Raw genomic sequence first — 18,204 nt, 5'->3', positions numbered from 1 at the left:
GATCAGGCTTCGGTGCCCATCACGCTGTCGATCCCGGCTTTCGCGATATCAATGATAGTGTCGATGTCATCGCGTGATACCGTCAGCGGGGGCGAGAGGGCCAGCGAATTCATGGTTGGCAGTGGGCGGATCACCAGCCCACGACGATAGCATTCTTCCGAAATTTTTGCGGCCAGTTTACGCGCAGAGTCCAGAAAGGTTTTCGACGGCGCATCAGCCATTAGCTGGATGGCGGCCACGAGGCCAGCGCCTCGTATTTCGCCAACATGGGGGTGGCCGTTGAAGGCGGCGCGCAACTGGTCATGGAAATAGGCGCCGGTGGCTTTCGCATTCTCGACCAGTTTTTCCCGCTTCATGATTTCAAGGACCTTGAGCGCGACCGCGGCCCCTACCGGGTGTCCGCTATAGGTATAGCCATGTGAAAAACCGCCCAGTTCCTTAGATGCCGTGCGCATCACATTGTGGATTTCCTCGCTGATGAAAGCCGCGGACATGGGGAAGATGCCGGCCGTCAGGCCTTTGGCTGTGGCCATCATATCGGGCTTTATGCTGTAAAGGTCAGATCCGAAGTTGTGGCCCGTGCGCCCATAGCCGCAGACAACTTCATCGGCAATCAGCAGGATGTCGTGGCGGCGACAGATTTCCTGAACGCCCTGCCAGTAGCCCTTCGGTGGTGTCACCACGCCACCTGCGCCCATGATAGGCTCGCCGATAAAAGCGGCGACGGTGTCTGCGCCTTCTTCGACGATCAACTGTTCCAGCCGGTGCAGCAGCCTTGCCGTGAAGGCCGCCTCATTCTCACCGTCCGTCGCCTGGCTGTAAAAATGTGGGAAGTCCGTATGTTTGGCGAAATCAAGCGGCAGGCTGAAAGCTCTATGGAAGCCCTTCAGGCCGGTGAGGCTGGCGGTGGAAATGGACGTGCCGTGATAGGCCTGCCAACGCGATATCACCTTGCGCTTTTCAGGCTTGCCGCGCATGGTGTTATATTGCCAGGCGATCTTGACGAGCGTGTCGTTGGCGTCGGAGCCCGAGCAGCCAAAGAACACATGGCTGAGGCCATCGGGCGCCATCGCTATCAGTTCTTCGGCCAGCAGCTCCTGGGCTTGGTTCGTGTGGCCGCCAAATGTGTGAAAATAGTCGAGATCAATGGCAGCCTGGCGCATTGCGTCGGCAATTTCAGTCCTGCCGTGTCCCACACCTGCACACCATAATCCTGCGATGCCGTCAATCACCGTGTGGCCGTCGGCGTCAGTTACATGAATGCCTTTTGCGCTCGCGATCTTCCGCGGCCCATCTGCCTCCAGCGCACAAATTGAGGTTGCCGGGTGAAGAATCTTCTGTTTGTGAATCTTTTGCTGGCTTTGCCCCGCGATGTCGTGCATTTTGCTCACCCTGTATTGATTTTGTTGGCTCTATGGAACCATAGACCTGCCAGAATGAAATAGGGAAGTTAGGGGCAGGGACCCCATAAATTGCGGAAATGGCCATAAACGCCGCATGAACTGCGGCACGGAGCCAGCCCTTCTCTCACTGGAGAAAAAGAAGCATGAAGCTTGATCGGATCAACCTGAATATTTTGGCCTGCCTCCAGGAAAATGGTCGTATCACCAATCAGGAACTCGCCGATAAGGTTGCCTTGTCTCCAAGCGCCTGCCTCACACGCACAAGGCGGTTGGAAGAGGAAGGCTATGTCACAAACTACCGCGCCGACGTGGCGCTGGACAAGATCGGCCCTGTATTGTCAGCCTTCATGGAAGTGACGCTTGAGAGCCATTTCCCCGAAGATTTCAAGAAATTCGATGCCTATATCGCGTCAAAGGAAGAAATTGTCTCCGCCTATATGCTGGGTGCGACCTTCGATTATCTCTTGCGTGTGGTCGTGCGTGATATGGCACAGCTTCGAAATCTGTCCGATCAAATCCTTGGGGCTGAAATCGGTGTGGTGAAGCTCAACACACTGCCGGTCCTGGACGAATGCAAAAGCTTCAAAGGGTATCCGGTGCGCCAACTGGTGGCCGACGCACCGTGATATGTTTTTATTCTTCGCCCATAGGGGTAGGGGAATAGATCACATAAATCTTGGTGTATCCCTTGGTGTCCCATGTGCCGCGCCATTCCTTGGCGATCGTGACAGCATCTCCGGCCTTGATTTCGGTAACCGTTCCGTCCTCAGACGTTAGCGTCACGCCGCCTTCGAGGAAATACATGAACTCATCCACGCCGTAAGGCTCAAGCGTCATGCGCACGGGCCCAGAACGGTACATGCCGCTGTCGAATTTCTTATCGGTGGACAGGAAATTTTCCACATCTTCTGTCTGGTAAGGGCCGTCTTCGCCTTCATGGGTCATGACCACCAGGCGTTTATCCTTGAAAATGTCACCGGCGATCTCCGCTTTGGACAGCTTCTGCGGATGATTGGTCATGCTATCGTCGCTGGCATACAGCGATGTCGTCAGGCTCAGTCCTGCTAGAATTGAGATCACAAAACGCGACATTTTAATCCTCCCACAATATCAATTGTAAAAGGTATATCATTGGCGCGGCAAAAATGTGATCACAAAATTGCGAAACAGGCCAAATTATCAGTGGATGATCAGGGTATCCGCCATCTTGAGTTCGGCTGGCTTGATCAATTCCAGTGACGCCACGCGTACGCTATGCAGCTTGCCGTCCAGGTTCTTTTCCCAGAAATCCAGGAATTTCCTGAGAACCGGGAAACGCGGCGCGATATCCAGTTCCTGCCAGACATATTCCTGCAAAAGCCGTTCATAGTCTGGCCGGAAATAATAGATATGCGCTGTGGTCAGGCGATAGTCTTTCATCTGTTTTTCGAAGTCGTTCACTTTACGTCTCCTCAGTATGGCACCTGAGACCAGTATGGAAAACGAAAGTTGACGGACTATTAATGCAATTCTTTCAATTGCTTACGAAAAATTTACCGTTCTCTGCTAAAGAGAGACGCTCCTTAGCCTGAGGGCGTTGGTGATCACCGAGACCGAACTCAGGCTCATAGCCGCTGCGGCAAACATCGGCGAAATCAGAATGCCCATGAACGGAAACAGGATCCCCGCGGCAATCGGCACGCCAGCCGCATTATAGACAAGCGCGAAAAACAGATTTTGCTTGATGTTGCGCATGGTGGCGACTGCCAGTGTACGTGCTTTGACAATGCCAACCAGGTCGCCTTTAACCAGGGTAAAGCCTGCGCTTTCAATGGCGACATCGGCCCCCGTGCCCATTGCGATGCCCACGTCAGCCTGCGCCAGCGCAGGCGCATCATTTACGCCGTCACCCGCCATCGCCACCCGGCAACCTTGCTCCTGCAGTTCCTTCACCAGCGCAGCCTTGTTTTCCGGCAGCACATCGGCGCGGATGTCATCAATGCCCAGCTTTTCGGCGACGGCCTTCGCGGTGCGGGCGTTGTCTCCGGTGGCCATGATCACCTGCAGCCCGGCCTTATGGAGTGCCTTCAGGGCTTCCGCGGTTGTTTCCTTCACCGGGTCAGCCACACAGATAAGCCCGGCAGCTTTACCGTCCACCACCACGAACATCACGGTTTCACCCTGGTCTCGGCGACTGTCTGCTTCGTCGGCAAGCGGGCCAGCGTCAACTTCAATATCTTCAAGAAGCTTGGCATTACCAAGGGCCACTGATTTACCGTCTACCTTGCCGCGGACGCCTTTGCCGGTGACAGCGTCAAAGTCAGTTGCCTTTTGAAGCTTGATGTCACGTGCTTCGGCACCGCGTACGATCGCGTCCGCCAGCGGATGCTCGGACCCGCGCTCAAGGCTCGCCGCCAGCATCAATATGTCGTCCTCATCAAATTCGCTTGCAGCAAGAACTGCCTGTAGTTCGGGTTTGCCGACTGTCAGAGTGCCTGTTTTGTCGACGATCAGCGTGTCAACTTTCGCAAACCGTTCCAGCGCTTCGGCATTCTTGATCAATACGCCTGCCTGTGCACCACGGCCAGTGGCTGTCATGATCGACATGGGCGTGGCAAGGCCCAGCGCACAGGGGCAGGCGATGATCAGCACGGACACGGCCGCTATCAGCGCATAGGAGAAGGCTGGGGCGGGGCCCCAAAGCGACCAGCCGACAAAGGCCATGATAGCGACTGCGATCACTGCTGGCACGAACTTGCCTGCGACAGCGTCTGCCAGCTTCTGGATTGGTGCGCGGCTCCTTTGCGCGTTCGCCACCATCTCTACGATCTGCGACAGCATGGTGTCCTTGCCCACGCGCTCCGCTTCCATGATCAGGCTGCCGGTGCCATTGATGGTGGCGCCCGTAAGCACATCGCCTTCAGATTTCTCAACCGGGACAGGCTCGCCGGAGATCATGGATTCATCAACAGAAGAGCGGCCTTCAAGTACGCGACCGTCCACTGGCACTTTCTCGCCGGGGCGAACGCGCAAGCGGTTACCCACCGCCACATCTTCAAGTGGGATCTCCTCTTCCGTGCCGTCGTCGCGGATAACGCGCGCGGTTTTGGCGGCAAGGTCCAGAAGGGCGCGGATGGCGGCACCGGTGCGGTTGCGGGCGCCAAGCTCCATCAACTGCCCCAGCAACACCAGCACCACGATCACAGCGCCGGCTTCGAAATAGACATGCACCTGGCCGTCTTCGCCGCGGAAACCGGCGGGGAAGATACCGGGGGCGAACACGGCGACTGTGCTGAAGGCATAAGCAGCGCCCGTGCCTGTGGCGATCAAGGTAAACATATTCAGGCTTTTGTTGATAATGGACTGCACGCCGCGTTCAAAGAACGGCCAGCCGCTCCATAGTACCACAGGGGTCGCGAGGAAGAATTCGGTCCAAGCGGCAGTGCGTTCGCCAATCGCCTCACGGATGGCGCCCAGCCCAAAGAATGGCGCCATTGCGAGCAAGAAAAGCGGCACGGTCAACAGCGTGCCGATCCAGAAACGGCGACGGAAATCTATGAACTCTGGGTCAGGGCCTGCATCCGCGCTCGGGATGCCCATTGGCTCCAGCGCCATACCGCATTTAGGGCAGCTTCCGGGCCCTTCCTGCACGATTTCCGGATGCATAGGGCAGGTATAGAGCGTGCCCTCCGGCATGGGCTCGGGCTCCGGCGCGCCGTCCTTATAGGCTTCGGGGTCTGCGTCGAATTTTTTTTTGCAGTGGCCGCTGCAAAAGAAATAGTCCTCGCCGTCATGGCTGCTTTTGTGTGCTGTCGTGCTCAGGTCAACCGTCATGCCACAAACAGGGTCCGTGGCGGTATGGTTATTTGAGTCATGATTATGGTTGTGGTGGCAGCAATTTGATTGGCCGGACATTATATGCTCCTGAAGTGTTTTCACTTGAGTCGCTACCAAGCCTAAGGGTTGGAGCCACTACAAGGTCAAGAGCTATTATATAGCTGTCTGGATTGCCTGGCTAATCGGTGCTCGCAATTACATCTTTCGCGATGATCAGTTGCTGGATCTGGCTGGTGCCTTCATAGATACGGAACAGTCGCGCGTCGCGGTAGAGCTGTTCGATGCCATAATCGGCGATATAGCCCGCACCGCCATACATTTGCACCGCCCGGTCGGCCACACGGCCTACCATTTCAGAAGCAAACAGCTTGGCGCAGGAGGCTTTGCGCTTGGTGTCTTCGCCCCGATCGCGGGCGAGGGCGGCGTCGCGGATCATGGATTTGGCGGCGTAAATCTCGGTCTCGCTGTCTGCGATCATGGCCTGAATCAGCTGGAAATCGGCAATGGCGTTGCCGAATTGGGTGCGTTCCTTGGTGTAACGGACGGCGTCGGTGAGCATGCGCGACGCCAGCCCCGCACATACGGCAGAGATATGCAGGCGGCCCTTGTCCAGCACCTTCATGGCGGTCTTGAAACCCATGTTTTCCACGCCGCCGATGATGTTCTCTGCAGGCACCCGGCAATTGTCGAACACCACATCGGCCACCGGCGCGCCTTGCTGTCCCATCTTCTTTTCCGGCGCGCCGACGGTCAGGCCGGACGTGCCTTTTTCGACCAGGAAGGCCGAGACACCGCGGGCATCTTTGCTGCCCTGGTCCGTGCGCGCCATGACGGTGAAAAGCCCAGCGTAGGGCGCGTTGGTAATATAGCGTTTGGTGCCGTTGATCACATAATGATCGCCGTCCCTGACTGCGCTTGTGCGCAGGGACCCGGCGTCTGAACCCGCTTCAGGTTCTGTCAGGCAGAAGGAGCCGACAAGGTCGCCGCTCGCAAGCCTGGGCAGGTATTTCTCTTTCTGCTCTGGCGTGCCGTCCAGCACAATGGCCTGTGAGCCGATGCCCACATTGGTGCCAAAGAGGGACCGGAAAGCAGGGGCCGCTTCGCCAATCACCATGGCGACCTCGATTTCCTCGCGCATGTTGAGCGCCAGCCCGCCATATTCTTCCGGGATCGACAGGGCGAACAGGCCAAGTTCTTTGATTTCTGCTACAATGTCGTCCGGGATGCGGTCAGTGTCCGCAACCGTGCGCTCATGGGGGATCAGGCGTTCATGCACAAACCTGTGCAGTGTTTCCAAAAGCTGATCGAGTGTTTCCTGATCGAGTGCCATTTCCGGTCCTTCCCCTCGTCGAATGCGGTCTTCGATCTATAATTAATACGGCCGATTAAAAAGGCAATGAAACGCAGGCAAAATGAACCGCAATTGATGCTGGTCTTTTGGGCTGCAGGATTTATTTTCGAGCTTGAATTTAACTGGGCAGATTTTCGCGGGTGGAGGTGACAAGATGAAAGCGGCATATATTTGCGATGGTATCCGGACACCGATTGGCCGCTACGGCGGTGGGCTGTCTTCCGTGCGGGCAGATGACCTGGCGGCCCACCCGATTAGGGCGTTGATGGCTCGGAACGAGGGAGTTGATTGGGCGAAGGTGGACGACCTGTATTTCGGCTGCGCCAACCAGGCGGGGGAAGACAACCGCAATGTGGGCCGCATGGCCGCACTTCTCGCGGGTCTGCCACAGGACGTTCCCGCCGCGACCGTGAACCGCTTGTGCGGGTCTGGTCTTGAAGCCACAGGCCTTGCCGCCCGCGCGGTGATGACGGGTGAAGCAGGCCTCGCGATTGCAGGCGGGGTGGAAAGCATGTCGCGCGCGCCGTTCGTGATGGCCAAGGCCACCAGCGCGTTTGACAGGAATGCGGAGATTTACGACACCACCATCGGCTGGCGTTTTGTGAACAAGGCGCTGAAGGCCGCCTACGGCACTGATAGCATGCCTGAAACGGCTGAAAATCTGGCCGAAGACATGGGCATCAGCCGCGAAGACCAGGACGCCTTCGCTTACCGGTCCCAGATGCGCGCCAAGGCCGCGCAGGAAGCTGGCCGGTTCGAGCGCGAGATTGCGCCGGTGACCATCCCGCAGCGCAAGGGCGATCCCCTTGTTGTGGATACAGACGAACACCCGCGCGCCAATACCACCATGGAGGCATTGGCGGGCCTTCGTGCACCGTTCCGCGAGGGCGGAACGGTAACGGCAGGGAACGCCTCCGGCACCAATGACGGGGCGGCTGCGCTTCTGATTGCAGGTGAGGACGCCGTGAAAAAATATGGCCTGGTACCGATGGCGCGTGTGGTTGGTATGACGAGCGCAGGGGTGCCACCGCGCACCATGGGCTATGGTCCTGTGCCTGCCACGCAGAAATTATTGTCGCGTTTGGGCTTGGCACTTTCGGATATCGACATAATTGAGCTTAACGAAGCGTTCGCGGCGCAGGCCTTGTCATGTTTGAGGGGACTTGGCCTTGATGACGATGCATCGCATGTGAACCCGAACGGCGGCGCCATCGCCCTTGGCCACCCGCTGGGGATGTCCGGTTCGCGGCTTGCGCTGACACTGGCACATGAACTGGTGGAGCGGAAGGCCCGCTATGGCCTTGCCACCATGTGTATCGGCGTGGGGCAGGGCATCGCGATGGTGCTTGAACGCGTGTAGAGAATTAGACCTGAAGGGGAAGAGTGATGACGACAGTTTCAAAAACAATGCACGGCCGCGTGGCTGTGCTGACGGTCGATAACCCACCGGTAAACGCCTTGTCGCACAGTGTGCGAGATGGGCTGTCAAGCCAGATGACAGCCTTGGCTTCTGACGATAGCGTCGATGCCATCGTGATTGCCTGTGCCGGGCGCACTTTCATTGCCGGTGCTGATATCCGCGAGTTTGGCGCCCCGCCGAAGGAGCCGCACCTTCCTGATGTGGTGAACCAGATTGAAGCGATGGAAAAGCCTGTGGTGGCTGCCATTCACGGTACGGCGCTTGGCGGCGGCCTTGAGGTGGCGCTTGGCTGTCATTACCGTGTGGCGGTGGAAAGCGCCAAGGTTGGCTTGCCGGAAGTGCATCTGGGTATCCTGCCGGGCGCGGGTGGTACCCAGCGTCTGCCGCGCATTGCTGGCCCCGCGAATGCCATTGACGCGATCCTTAGTGGCCGCCATGTGAAAGCGCGCGAAGCGCTGTCATGGGGTGTGATCGATGAAATCACGGACGGCGATCTGGTGGAAGCGGCGATCGCGACAGCTGAAAAAGCGGTGGGCAAAGCGCCGCGCCGCACCGGCGAGATTGAGATTGACGGCGAAGCCTTCGGACCTGAATTTTTCGCGGGTGTCAGGAAGTCTGTCGCCAAGCAGACGCGCGGCTATTTCGCGCCAGAGCGCTGCATCCAGTGTGTGGAAGCTGCTGTTTCCATGCCTCTTGCTGAAGGCCTGAAGCGCGAGCGTGAGCTGTTCCAGGAATGTGCCAAGAACCCGCAGGCCAAAGCGCTGCAGCATATGTTTTTTGCCGAGCGCCAGATCAGCCGTATTCCCGGCATTACCAAGGAAACGCCGCGTCGCGACATCAAGAAGGTTGGTATTATCGGCGCTGGCACCATGGGCGGTGGCATTGCCATGAATTTCGCCAACGTGGGCATTCCGGTGACTATTCTTGAGGTACAGCAGGAAGCGCTGGACCGCGGCCTGGACGTTGTTCGCAAGAACTATGAGCGTTCCGCGGCCAAGGGCAAGCTGACGGCTGAGCAGGTTGAAGGCCTGATGGGCCAGTTCACCGGCACGCTGAGTTATGATGACCTTTCAGACTGTGACCTGATTATTGAGGCTGTGTTCGAGACGATGGAGATCAAGAAGAAGGTCTTCACCGAGCTGGACCGCGTCGCCAAGCCGGGCGCTATTCTGGCCAGTAACACTTCTTACTTGGATGTGGATGAAATCGCTGCCATTACCAAGCGCCCTGAAGACGTGCTTGGGCTGCACTTCTTCTCTCCCGCGAACGTGATGCGCCTCTTGGAGATCGTGCGCGCTGAAAAAACGGCGGACGATGTGTTGGCCACATGTGTGGATCTGGCGAAAACCATCCGCAAGGTGGGCGTGGTGGCAGGCGTATGCCACGGCTTTATTGGCAACCGCATGCTGTCGCCATACGGACGCGAGGCATCGCTCGCGGTTATTGAGGGCGCGAAGCCCGAGGAGGTCGACGCAGCGCTCTATAACTTCGGTATGCCGATGGGGCCGATGACCATGTCCGACATGGCAGGCGTTGATATCGGCTACCTGAACCGTCAGGGCATGGGCCGCGAGAATTACGAGACGAAAGCCTATGACTGGGTTGATCGTCTGGTTGAGGCAGGTCGCAAGGGTCTGAAGGTTGGCAAGGGCATCTATAAGTATGCCGAAGGCGACCGTACACCGCAGCCAGACCCCGAAGTGATGGCCGTCATCGAAGAAGAAAGCGCCAAGCTGGGCATTGAGCGTAAGCCGATCCCGGCTGAGGACATCGTTGAGCGCTGCATGATGGCGCTGATTAACGAGGGCGCGAAAATCCTGGGCGAGGGCAAGGCTTACCGCGCCAGTGACATTGATGTGGTCTATGTGAACGGCTACGGCTATCCGCGCTACCGCGGCGGGCCAATGCATTATGCCGACACAATCGGCCTCAAGAATGTCTATGCCAAGATCATGGAATTCCAGGAAAAATTTGGTCCGCGTTGGTGGCAGCCAGCACCGCTTCTGAAGGAACTTGCCGAAGCAGGCAAAAGCTTCGCCGATTATGACCGTGAAAACGCGGGCTAAAGGAGAGAATAATGAGCAATGATTATCTGAATGGTCTTTTCAGCCTTGAAGGGCAAGTTGCCCTGGTGGCTGGAGCATCCTCCGGCATCGGGGCCGAGTTCGCCCGCGCCCTCGCGCATGCCGGAGCCGACGTGGTGCTGTGTGCCCGGCGGCTGGACCGGATTGAGGAATTGGCGAAAGAGATTGCGTCTGAAACTGATCGCCGCACGCTCGCGCTGTCGATGGATGTGAAGGACACTGCAAGCGTTGAAGCAGCTTTCACAGACGCCGAAGACCAGCTGGGCACACCCACGGTGGTGTGCGCTAACGCGGGTGTTGGGCACCAGGTTCGCGCGCTTGAGGAAACCGAAGAGCAGTGGGACCATATGATGGATACCAACCTCAAAGGCATGTGGCGCGTTGGCAAGACCGCTGCCAAACATATGATCAGCGCCGGCCTGAAAGGCAGCATCATCAATACGGCCTCCATTCTGGGGCTTGGTGTATCGAACCAGCACTTAAGCTACGCGACCAGCAAGGCAGGCGTGATCCAGATGACCAAAGCCATGGCTCTTGAATGGCAGCGATACGGCATCCGCGTCAACGCCCTTTGCCCGGGCTTTTTCGTGACTGAGATCAACGAGGAAGGCCTGAAAACCGAGCGTGGGCAGCAGATGCTGGCAATGACCCCAGCGCGGCGCGCGGGCGAGCTGCCTGAGCTTGTGCCGCCAATGCTGATGCTGGCAAGTCCGGCTTCAAGCTTCACTACTGGTGTCGCCCTTCCGGTGGATGGGGCCCATTCGGTGAAGCTGGTGCCATAAGGCGCCTAGACTTCCGTAAAACGCTAAAGCCCGGCCGTGAGCCGGGCTTTTTTTGTGGGCAAAAGAAAACGGGAGCTTATGCCCCCGTTTCCAAAATGTTTGAATGTCAGCTAGCTTACCAGCGAGTGGAAAGACCGATACCAAACACGCGCGGTGCGTTCACAAAGCCCGTGTTGTTGTTGAAGTCGATCACACCCTTGAGGTTAGCTTCATTGGTGATGTTGCGGCCGAAGATGGATACTTCGTGCTGCAGCGCTTCACCGAAGCGGTAACCCATGCGGGCGCCGAGTTCGAACGTGCCGCTGGTGGAGAATTCTTCGGCATCATAGAGAAGCATGTTGGTGTCACCCTGCAGGGCAAAGTCAACGAAGGTGAAGAACTCGCCGTCACCCATTTCCCGGTGGTAGTCAGCTGTGAAGTTGACGGTCCAGTCCGGCGCCTGTGGCAGCGGGTTGCCGTCTACGATTGCGTAACCATCGTCGTCGAGCGGATCAATCGGCGTACACTGGCCGGAGCCACAGGTGGGAACGCGCAGGCCCGTATCGTTGATTTGCGTGTTGGCGTAACCAAGGCCTGCCGTGATGGTCAGATTTTCGGAAGCCAGCCATTCGATGTCTGTCTCGAAGCCGTAACCGATTACTTCGTCCACGCTCACAAGCTGAACACTGTTGGTGGCGCCACCAACGGCGGTCACTTGCAGGTCGGATACGTCATAGTAGAAGACCGCACCATTCCAGCGCAGGCGGTTCTCGGCTAGGGTTGCCTTGAAGCCAGCCTCGTAGGACATGATTGTCTCTTCCTTGGCGGTTGTTGGAACGCCGAAGAAGGCAACGTCACGGCCCTGAATGGTTGGGGCGCGGAAGCCGGAAGCCACGCGCGCATAGACGGAAAGGTCGTCATTCACCGCATGGTTGATAGCAGCGTCCCAGCTCACTCGGTCGCCTTCAAGCTCAACAGTGTCAAGCTGGGCACCGAATGCGCCAGAGTAGGCGTCAGCAGTCTTTTCGTCATCCGTATAGCGCATGCCAATAGTCAACGTGGTTTCTGGCTGGATGTCATAGCTGACCTGGCCGAAGAGCGCCCAGGCAGTGTTCTGGTGACGAACTGTTGAGTCCGGTACGAAGAAAGGCGAGGTGCGCACAGTGAAGTCGCTATCGAAGAAGAAGAAGCCAACCTGATAGAACAGCTGGTCGGATGCTTGCTGGGACAGGCGCAGTTCCTGCGTGATCTGGTCCAGATCATCGATATGGTCTTGTGTCGTGCTTTGGAATGGAATGAAACCTGGGCCATCCGGGTTACCGCCGTCGATATCACCAAGGCTGGAGCCGTTGGTGGTCTCATAGGCCGTGATGGACGTCAGGGTCATCTCGTTGTTGAAGTCCTTGACCATCTTCAGGGATGCGCCCCAGCTGTCATATTCCTGCGGGTTGCCATGATCGTCACCGAAGTAGACTGTATCACGGTCGAAGTTGCCGTTCAGGTCATTGCTGCCTGTGGTCAGGATATTCGCACGGAATAGCGAGCTGGTACCCGACAGGCTACGGAAGTGAACATTGGTCAGGGCGCTGAAGGTGTCAGTTGGCTCGAACATCAGCTGCAGACGGCCAGCAAATTCTTCGAAGCCGCCAAGGGCATCATCTTCGTCAAGATATGCATTGTCGATGTGGTCATCGCGGCGGCTGTAGAGCATGGACACACGAGCAGACAGCTTGTCGCTGATGCCGCCCCCCTGTGCGAATTCAACAGAACCCGTGCCATATGAGCCGTAGCTCGCAGACAGGTAGCCTTCGGCTTCCTGGGTTGGCTTGCGGGTGTCAAACTTGATGATGCCCGCCGGTGTGTTACGGCCAAACAGGGTGCCTTGCGGGCCGCGCAGTACTTCAACGCGCTCAACGTCGAAAAGCGGGAAGCTTTTCAGGATCACGTTTTCCTGCACAACCTCGTCGACAACAACGGAAACCGGCTGGGACGCCGCGAGGTCAAAGTCAGTGTTGCCGAGACCGCGGATATAGAAACGCGGAGCAACGCGACCGTTCGATGATTCAGCGTTGAGGCCAGGTACGCGGCTGGACAGGAGGCGGATATCTTCGCCGCCAGCTGCGAAGGTGTTGATCTTGTCGCCGCTCAGTGCGGAGATGGAGATCGGAACGTCCTGAAGGCTCTGTTCCCGCTTCTGGGCGGTTACAACGATTTCCTCAAGGGCGAAACCGTCGCTTGCGCTCTGAGCATTGGCGCCTACAGAAAGGGCCAGCGCTGAACAGCCCGCGATCAGGCATGCGCTATGGTTGAACCAAGTTTTTTTCATGGTGAATTTCCTCATTCGAAGTACGCAGCTTCTATTTTTATAAGCAACTTTGGGAAACGCGCGATGCCAGTGGTGCTGGGCATCTGACTTTGGATAATGCGTCCAGAGCCTTAGTTTGCATAGGCTGTACCTGATGAGAATATTTTTCCATCTGTCGCTTCACAACAATGCTGACCAAGAAGTCAAAGTGTTGCAGATAAGCAACCAAACCAGTGTGGCGCTCATGCAAAGGTTATAAAAGTGGCTGCGTACCCTCCCTGTTTTTCCTCGTTTGATGGGTGACTTGAAACTTTGTCGGGATATTTCATATCATATTGTCGACAATTTTATATCACTTTCATCAACTATTTTGTGAGCGACATAGCGCAACGGCTTTTTTGGTCAAATGCTTAGTGATACTTGATTGGGCTTCAGCGAGTGGATAGGGTGCAGCCATGATTTTCGAGAATGCACTGACTGAGGGTCGCCTGATCAAGCGCTACAAGCGTTTCCTAGCGGATGTGGAGCTGCCTGACGGTAGCGTTGTTGTGGCGCATTGCGCCAATTCAGGTTCCATGCTTGGCTGCAAGGAGCCCGGCAGTCGGGTTTACCTTTCGCCAAACACCAACCCCAAAGCCAAGCTGGATTGGCGTTGGGAAATGGTGGAAGTGGATGGCCACCTTGTCGGCATTAATACAAGCCACCCGAACAAACTGGCCGAAGAAGCGATCCTTGGCGGCGTGATCCCGGAACTCGCGGGCTACGGCAGCCTCAGGCGGGAAGTGAAATACGGTCAGAACAGCCGTATCGATATCCTTCTCGAGGCACCTGAGGAGGCCAGTAAGTCGGCGCAATGCTTTGTTGAAGTGAAAAATGTTACGCTGAAGGTGGGGGATGATGCCCAGTTCCCGGACGCAGTGACAGCGCGGGGCACCAAACACCTGCGCGAACTAATGGATATGGTCACTGAAGGGCACCGGGCCGTCATGCTTTACCTTGTGCAGCGCGGTGATTGCTTGTCTTTTGCGCCAGCGGCGGATATTGATCCGACTTATGCGGCGGCGCTTAGGGAAGCTAAAGAGGCGGGCGTAGAAACTTTGTGTTATGTTTGTGACCTGTCGACAGAAGGCATACGGGTGGATCGCCCGATGCCTATGGGCTTCTAGGCCGAACAGTGACTGATGCGGGAATGACAAGATGAATTATGTAGATGCGGTTGACGTGCCCGAAGCACGCACTGGTGCAATCAAGATCCATGGTCCTGAGGCATTCGACGGTATGCGCGCGGCAGGCAAATTGGCTGCCGAGACGCTTGACTATATCACGCCGCACGTAAAGGCAGGGGTGACCACGGAAGAGCTGGACCGCTTGTGCCACGAATTTATTCTGGACCATAACGCTATTCCCGCGCCGCTGAATTACCGCGGTTTCCCGAAATCCATCTGTACATCGATCAATCATGTGATCTGTCACGGTATCCCGGGGTCGAAAAAGTTGAAGGAAGGCGACAGCCTGAATATCGATGTAACGGTTATCCTTGATGGCTGGTATGGCGACACGAGCCGCATGTTCTTTGTTGGCAAGCCCAAATTATTGCCACAGCGCCTGTGTCAGGTGACATTCGAGGCCCTTTGGAAAGGCATTGAAGCCGTGAAGCCCGGCGCGCGCCTTGGTGACATTGGCCATGCCATTCAGACCCACGTTGAAGCCCACCGCTACAGCGTTGTGCGCGACTTTTGTGGCCATGGTATTGGCCGCGTGTTTCATGATGAACCCAGCGTAATGCATTTCGGCAAGCCGGGCACGGGCCCAGAGCTCAAGCCCGGCATGTTCTTCACAATCGAACCCATGGTGAACGCAGGCAAACCAGGGTCCAAGATTTTGGCCGACGGCTGGACGGCGGTAACCCGAGACAAGACCTTGTCGATGCAGTTCGAGCATACGCTGGCTGTCACAGAAGACGGTTATGAAGTCTTCACCAAATCACCGAAAGGCTGGTTCTGCCCGCCTTATGACGGCGTGGAATAGCCAAAGGAACCGGATGGGGGATACGGACAACAGGGATCATGTCAAGGGCCACAGGTCCAGGCTTCGGGAGCGCTTCCTGAAGGGCGGGGCCGACGCGCTCGCCGACTATGAGCTTCTGGAGTTGATCCTGTTTCTTGCCATCCCTCGCCGTGATGTCAAACCTCTTGCAAAAGACCTGATCGCCCGCTTCGGCAGTTACGCTGCGGTTCTCAGCGCGGATGTGGACAAACTGCGTGGCATGAAAGGGCTTGGTGACACGGCCATCGCCGCCATCAAGTCCGTGCAGGCATCTGCACTGCATCTGTCGCGCGCAGGGGCAACGGGCCGCCCTGTGATGGGTAACTGGGCTGCGGTCCAGGAATATCTGCAGGGTGCCATGGGCAATATCCCGCGTGAACAGTTCCGCCTGATGTTTCTTGACCGGAAGAATGCCCTTATTGCGGACGAGGTGCTATCGGACGGCACAATTGACCGAACCGCCGTCTATACGCGCGAGGTCGTGCGCCGCGGCCTTGAACTTGAAGCCGGCGCCCTTATACTTGTTCACAATCATCCATCAGGAGACCCGGCGCCCAGCCACGCAGATGTGCAAATGACAAAGGAAATTTCAGACGCCTGCCACCGTGTTGGGATCAAGGTGCACGACCATATCATTGTCGGGAAAACAGGGCAGGCAAGTTTTAAGGATTTGGGGTTACTCTAAACACCGGCGCGAAAAGAATGACCGGAAAGCCCCAGTTTAAGGAAGTTTGATGTATTGGGAACAAGTTAAGTCCACCCGTAAGGAGCTAGAGCAAGACCTGCCGGTATCGGCCAAGGTGGTTCTGATGTCCAAGGACGGCAAGGCACTGGTCATGCGTAAGTCCAGCGGCCTTTTTGACCTGCCGGGCGGCAAGGTTGAAAGCGGCGAAGACCTTTTCAAGGCGCTGAAGCGCGAAATGAAGGAAGAGGCAGGCCTCAAGGCAAAAAAATTCGAATTTGTTTCCAGTTGGGTGAAGCATCACCCGACCCTTGGTGATCGCCTTGTGCTGGTGTTTACCGCACATTTGCCTGAGAAGGCCAAGGATGTCGAGATCACGCTGTCGAACGAACACAGATGGGGCGAGTTCAAGGGCCCGAAGGCGATTGCGAAAATTGGTGACATCCCGCCCGGTTATGCCAACGCCCTGCATATCTGTTTCCTGCGTGCAGGTAAAATCAAGCCGTGATCGAGATAGAGCGTAAATTCCTTGTACGGCCAGGTATCCTGGACCTGAAGGGTGGGAAAGAGATATCCCAGTGGTATGTCATGCGCGGGGATGGGCGGTCCCTGAGGGTGCGGCGCTACGAAGGCGGTTATGTGATGACTGTCAAGGTCGGCAAAGGCATTGAACGCAAGGAAATTGAGCGCAAGCTGTCGGACGCCGAAGCGCTGTCGCTGATTGATAGCGCCCTTGAAGCCCCGGTTGAGAAAACCCGGCACAGCATCAAATCAGGCAAGCATGTCTGGTCGGTTGATGTGTTCAAAGGGCCCAATGAAGGCCTGTGGTTGGCAGAGGTCGAACTGCAGGCCAAGGACGAGTATTTCGAACGCCCGGCGTGGATCGGCAAGGAAGTGTCGGGCGATGCCTGCTTCCAAAACGCAAACCTGGCCCGAAACCCCATCTCACGGTGGCGCAGCGATTTCATCGCTCTTCTTAACGGAGCCTAGTTGGCGTGACGCGCGGCGATCTCGGCTAGACGTGCATCAATCGCTTCCCTGCTGTACCAGCGCCCTGCGGCCACAACGCCCGCCTGTTTGGTCAGGTTCATCGCATCTTCGCGCGGGTCGGCATCCAGAAGAATTAGGTCTGCCCGTGCCCCAACAGTCACAGCCCCGAAATCGTCTTTATCCTTGAAATAGCGCCCGGGTGCTGCAGTTGCCATCTCAAGGATCTGCGCGGGGGTCAGGCCGGCTTCCGCCATCACCTCAATCTCACGCCATATCGAGAAACCGGGTACAGAGAAGGTTTGCGGCGCATCTGAACCAAGCGCAAGGTTGACGCCGCCGTCCGCGAAGGCTTTCAAGAGCTGCTGCCGGTTTTGGATTGCCACAGGGTTCGGTGTGGCCGACCGCGCCGTCTGCTCCCACCGCGTCAGCATCGCGCGCGGCACATAGGCATTCTCGGGCCGGGCCAGCAGGACTTTGACCTGTTCGTCAGATAGCACCGGGTAGTCTTCGCCACGGCTGTAGAAGGTGTTGAACAGCTCCTGCGTCGGTACAATCCACGTGCCACTTGCTCTGGTGATTGCCACCGCGTGGGCGAAATCCTGATCCGTCAGCTCTTTGGTGTAGCCGCCAAGCCATTCCAGATAGCCGTCCATATGGTCGACCGATATCTGGTGCGATTTCAGCGCGTGATCGATGCCCACGTCCGCCGGCACATGGCCACCGAAGGGAAAGCCAAGCTCGTTGGCCGCACGCGCGATCGCGTCATATTCCGGTAGGCTCAGCCCTGGATGGATTTTCTGCAGATCCCAGCCCTGGCTGGCATAGAGGCGCAGTTTCTGCTCACCATCCTCGGGCGAGCTGACGCTGCGGCCATTAAGGCTGGGGGCTGCCAGGTAAAGCGTCGGCCCGGCAATCTCGCCAGCCTTGATTTTGTCCCTCAGCTCAAACTGCACCGGGTCCCCCAGCATGCCGCGCACGGTGGTGACACCGCCAGCGAGATAGAGGAACAGGGTTTCTTCGGTCTGCTGCTTGCCCCAGCTGCCGTAGGGCAGGTGGCCATGCATCTCGGCAAGGCCGGGTATCAGATATTTGCCGGTGCCGTCGATGATCTTGTGTGTTCCGTGCAGGTGCGGCGCATCTGCGACCGTCCCGACATAGACGATTCGGTCACCTTCAATGGTCACTACGGCGTCTTTTATGACTTGGCCCCCGTCCATGGAAATGACGGTGACATTCTCGATCTGGACGTTGTCTGCGAATGAAGCAGAGGCAACGCACAGCGCGCACATAATGGTTGCAAGGATACGCATTCTAACCCTCCCCGATAAAGCCAGGCTGTTATGCTC

The 18,204-nt window shown here is 57.1% G+C and carries 16 protein-coding genes; 9 read left to right on the top strand and 7 right to left on the bottom strand.

Features of this window, described 5'->3' with window-relative positions; all coding sequences use genetic code 11:
• Nucleotides 1-2 precede the first annotated feature (2 nt).
• Nucleotides 3-1,382: an aminotransferase family protein gene (locus tag ACFO5Q_RS04280; RefSeq protein WP_068147366.1), complete on the bottom strand. Its 1,380-nt coding sequence runs from the start codon at nucleotides 1,380-1,382 to the stop codon at nucleotides 3-5.
• A 164-nt stretch (nucleotides 1,383-1,546) separates the two neighbouring features.
• Here ACFO5Q_RS04280 and ACFO5Q_RS04275 point away from each other — a divergent pair, with 164 nt between their 5' ends.
• Complete coding sequence (locus tag ACFO5Q_RS04275; protein ID WP_068147369.1) at nucleotides 1,547-2,029, top strand: Lrp/AsnC family transcriptional regulator; 483 nt, start codon at nucleotides 1,547-1,549, stop codon at nucleotides 2,027-2,029.
• A 7-nt stretch (nucleotides 2,030-2,036) separates the two neighbouring features.
• Here the strand turns inward: ACFO5Q_RS04275 and ACFO5Q_RS04270 are convergent, their stop codons facing one another.
• From ACFO5Q_RS04270 to ACFO5Q_RS04255, 4 genes are all read right to left on the bottom strand, one after another.
• Nucleotides 2,037-2,495, bottom strand: a complete 459-nt coding sequence (locus ACFO5Q_RS04270) for a cupin domain-containing protein (protein ID WP_068147372.1) — start codon at nucleotides 2,493-2,495, stop codon at nucleotides 2,037-2,039.
• Nucleotides 2,496-2,582: 87 nt separating this feature from the next.
• Complete coding sequence (locus ACFO5Q_RS04265; RefSeq protein WP_068147753.1) at nucleotides 2,583-2,822, bottom strand: Usg family protein; 240 nt, start codon at nucleotides 2,820-2,822, stop codon at nucleotides 2,583-2,585.
• Between the two features lie 126 nt (nucleotides 2,823-2,948).
• A complete protein-coding gene (locus ACFO5Q_RS04260; protein ID WP_082719857.1) occupies nucleotides 2,949-5,297 on the bottom strand; it encodes a heavy metal translocating P-type ATPase in 2,349 nt (782 codons plus the stop codon).
• Nucleotides 5,298-5,397: 100 nt separating this feature from the next.
• Nucleotides 5,398-6,549 (bottom strand): acyl-CoA dehydrogenase family protein, encoded by a 1,152-nt coding sequence (locus ACFO5Q_RS04255; protein WP_068147375.1) that lies wholly within the window; start codon nucleotides 6,547-6,549, stop codon nucleotides 5,398-5,400.
• Between the two features lie 175 nt (nucleotides 6,550-6,724).
• Between ACFO5Q_RS04255 and pcaF the strand changes: the two genes are divergently transcribed.
• From pcaF to ACFO5Q_RS04240, 3 genes are read left to right on the top strand one after another with little or no spacing between them, the layout of a single operon-like run.
• Nucleotides 6,725-7,930, top strand: coding sequence for a 3-oxoadipyl-CoA thiolase (pcaF, locus tag ACFO5Q_RS04250; protein ID WP_068147377.1), 1,206 nt, complete (start codon nucleotides 6,725-6,727; stop codon nucleotides 7,928-7,930).
• Nucleotides 7,931-7,956: 26 nt separating this feature from the next.
• Nucleotides 7,957-10,056: a 3-hydroxyacyl-CoA dehydrogenase NAD-binding domain-containing protein gene (locus ACFO5Q_RS04245; protein WP_068147380.1), complete on the top strand. Its 2,100-nt coding sequence runs from the start codon at nucleotides 7,957-7,959 to the stop codon at nucleotides 10,054-10,056.
• A gap of 11 nt (nucleotides 10,057-10,067) precedes the next feature.
• Nucleotides 10,068-10,856 carry an SDR family NAD(P)-dependent oxidoreductase gene (locus tag ACFO5Q_RS04240; protein WP_068147384.1) on the top strand — a complete coding sequence of 263 codons (789 nt, stop codon included), beginning with the start codon at nucleotides 10,068-10,070 and terminating at the stop codon, nucleotides 10,854-10,856.
• A gap of 115 nt (nucleotides 10,857-10,971) precedes the next feature.
• Here ACFO5Q_RS04240 and ACFO5Q_RS04235 read toward each other — a convergent pair whose 3' ends face one another.
• The gene (locus ACFO5Q_RS04235) at nucleotides 10,972-13,161 is read right to left on the bottom strand and encodes a TonB-dependent receptor (protein ID WP_068147387.1); all 2,190 of its coding nucleotides are present in this window, start codon (nucleotides 13,159-13,161) and stop codon (nucleotides 10,972-10,974) included.
• 434 nt (nucleotides 13,162-13,595) lie between these two features.
• Here ACFO5Q_RS04235 and sfsA point away from each other — a divergent pair, with 434 nt between their 5' ends.
• Genes sfsA through ACFO5Q_RS04210 form a run of 5 tightly spaced genes read left to right on the top strand, consistent with a single transcriptional unit; the run spans nucleotide 13,596 to nucleotide 16,858 of the window.
• Nucleotides 13,596-14,306 (top strand): DNA/RNA nuclease SfsA, encoded by a 711-nt coding sequence (sfsA, locus tag ACFO5Q_RS04230; RefSeq protein ID WP_068147390.1) that lies wholly within the window; start codon nucleotides 13,596-13,598, stop codon nucleotides 14,304-14,306.
• Between the two features lie 31 nt (nucleotides 14,307-14,337).
• Nucleotides 14,338-15,168, top strand: coding sequence for a type I methionyl aminopeptidase (gene map, locus ACFO5Q_RS04225; protein WP_068147393.1), 831 nt, complete (start codon nucleotides 14,338-14,340; stop codon nucleotides 15,166-15,168).
• Nucleotides 15,169-15,181: 13 nt separating this feature from the next.
• A complete protein-coding gene (gene radC, locus ACFO5Q_RS04220) occupies nucleotides 15,182-15,871 on the top strand; it encodes a RadC family protein (RefSeq protein ID WP_068147396.1) in 690 nt (229 codons plus the stop codon).
• 49 nt (nucleotides 15,872-15,920) lie between these two features.
• Nucleotides 15,921-16,376 (top strand): NUDIX domain-containing protein, encoded by a 456-nt coding sequence (locus ACFO5Q_RS04215; RefSeq protein ID WP_068147398.1) that lies wholly within the window; start codon nucleotides 15,921-15,923, stop codon nucleotides 16,374-16,376.
• A complete protein-coding gene (locus tag ACFO5Q_RS04210) occupies nucleotides 16,373-16,858 on the top strand; it encodes a CYTH domain-containing protein (protein ID WP_068147400.1) in 486 nt (161 codons plus the stop codon). The genes ACFO5Q_RS04215 and ACFO5Q_RS04210 overlap by 4 nt, the downstream gene beginning before the upstream one ends.
• Here ACFO5Q_RS04210 and ACFO5Q_RS04205 read toward each other — a convergent pair.
• Nucleotides 16,855-18,168 carry an amidohydrolase family protein gene (locus ACFO5Q_RS04205; RefSeq protein WP_068147402.1) on the bottom strand — a complete coding sequence of 438 codons (1,314 nt, stop codon included), beginning with the start codon at nucleotides 18,166-18,168 and terminating at the stop codon, nucleotides 16,855-16,857. The genes ACFO5Q_RS04210 and ACFO5Q_RS04205 overlap by 4 nt on opposite strands.
• Nucleotides 18,169-18,204: the final 36 nt, after the last annotated feature.

This window comes from Kordiimonas lipolytica (genome assembly GCF_042651265.1).
Classification (GTDB): domain Bacteria; phylum Pseudomonadota; class Alphaproteobacteria; order Sphingomonadales; family Kordiimonadaceae; genus Kordiimonas; species Kordiimonas lipolytica.
This window is presented reverse-complemented; position numbering and strand designations above follow the sequence as displayed.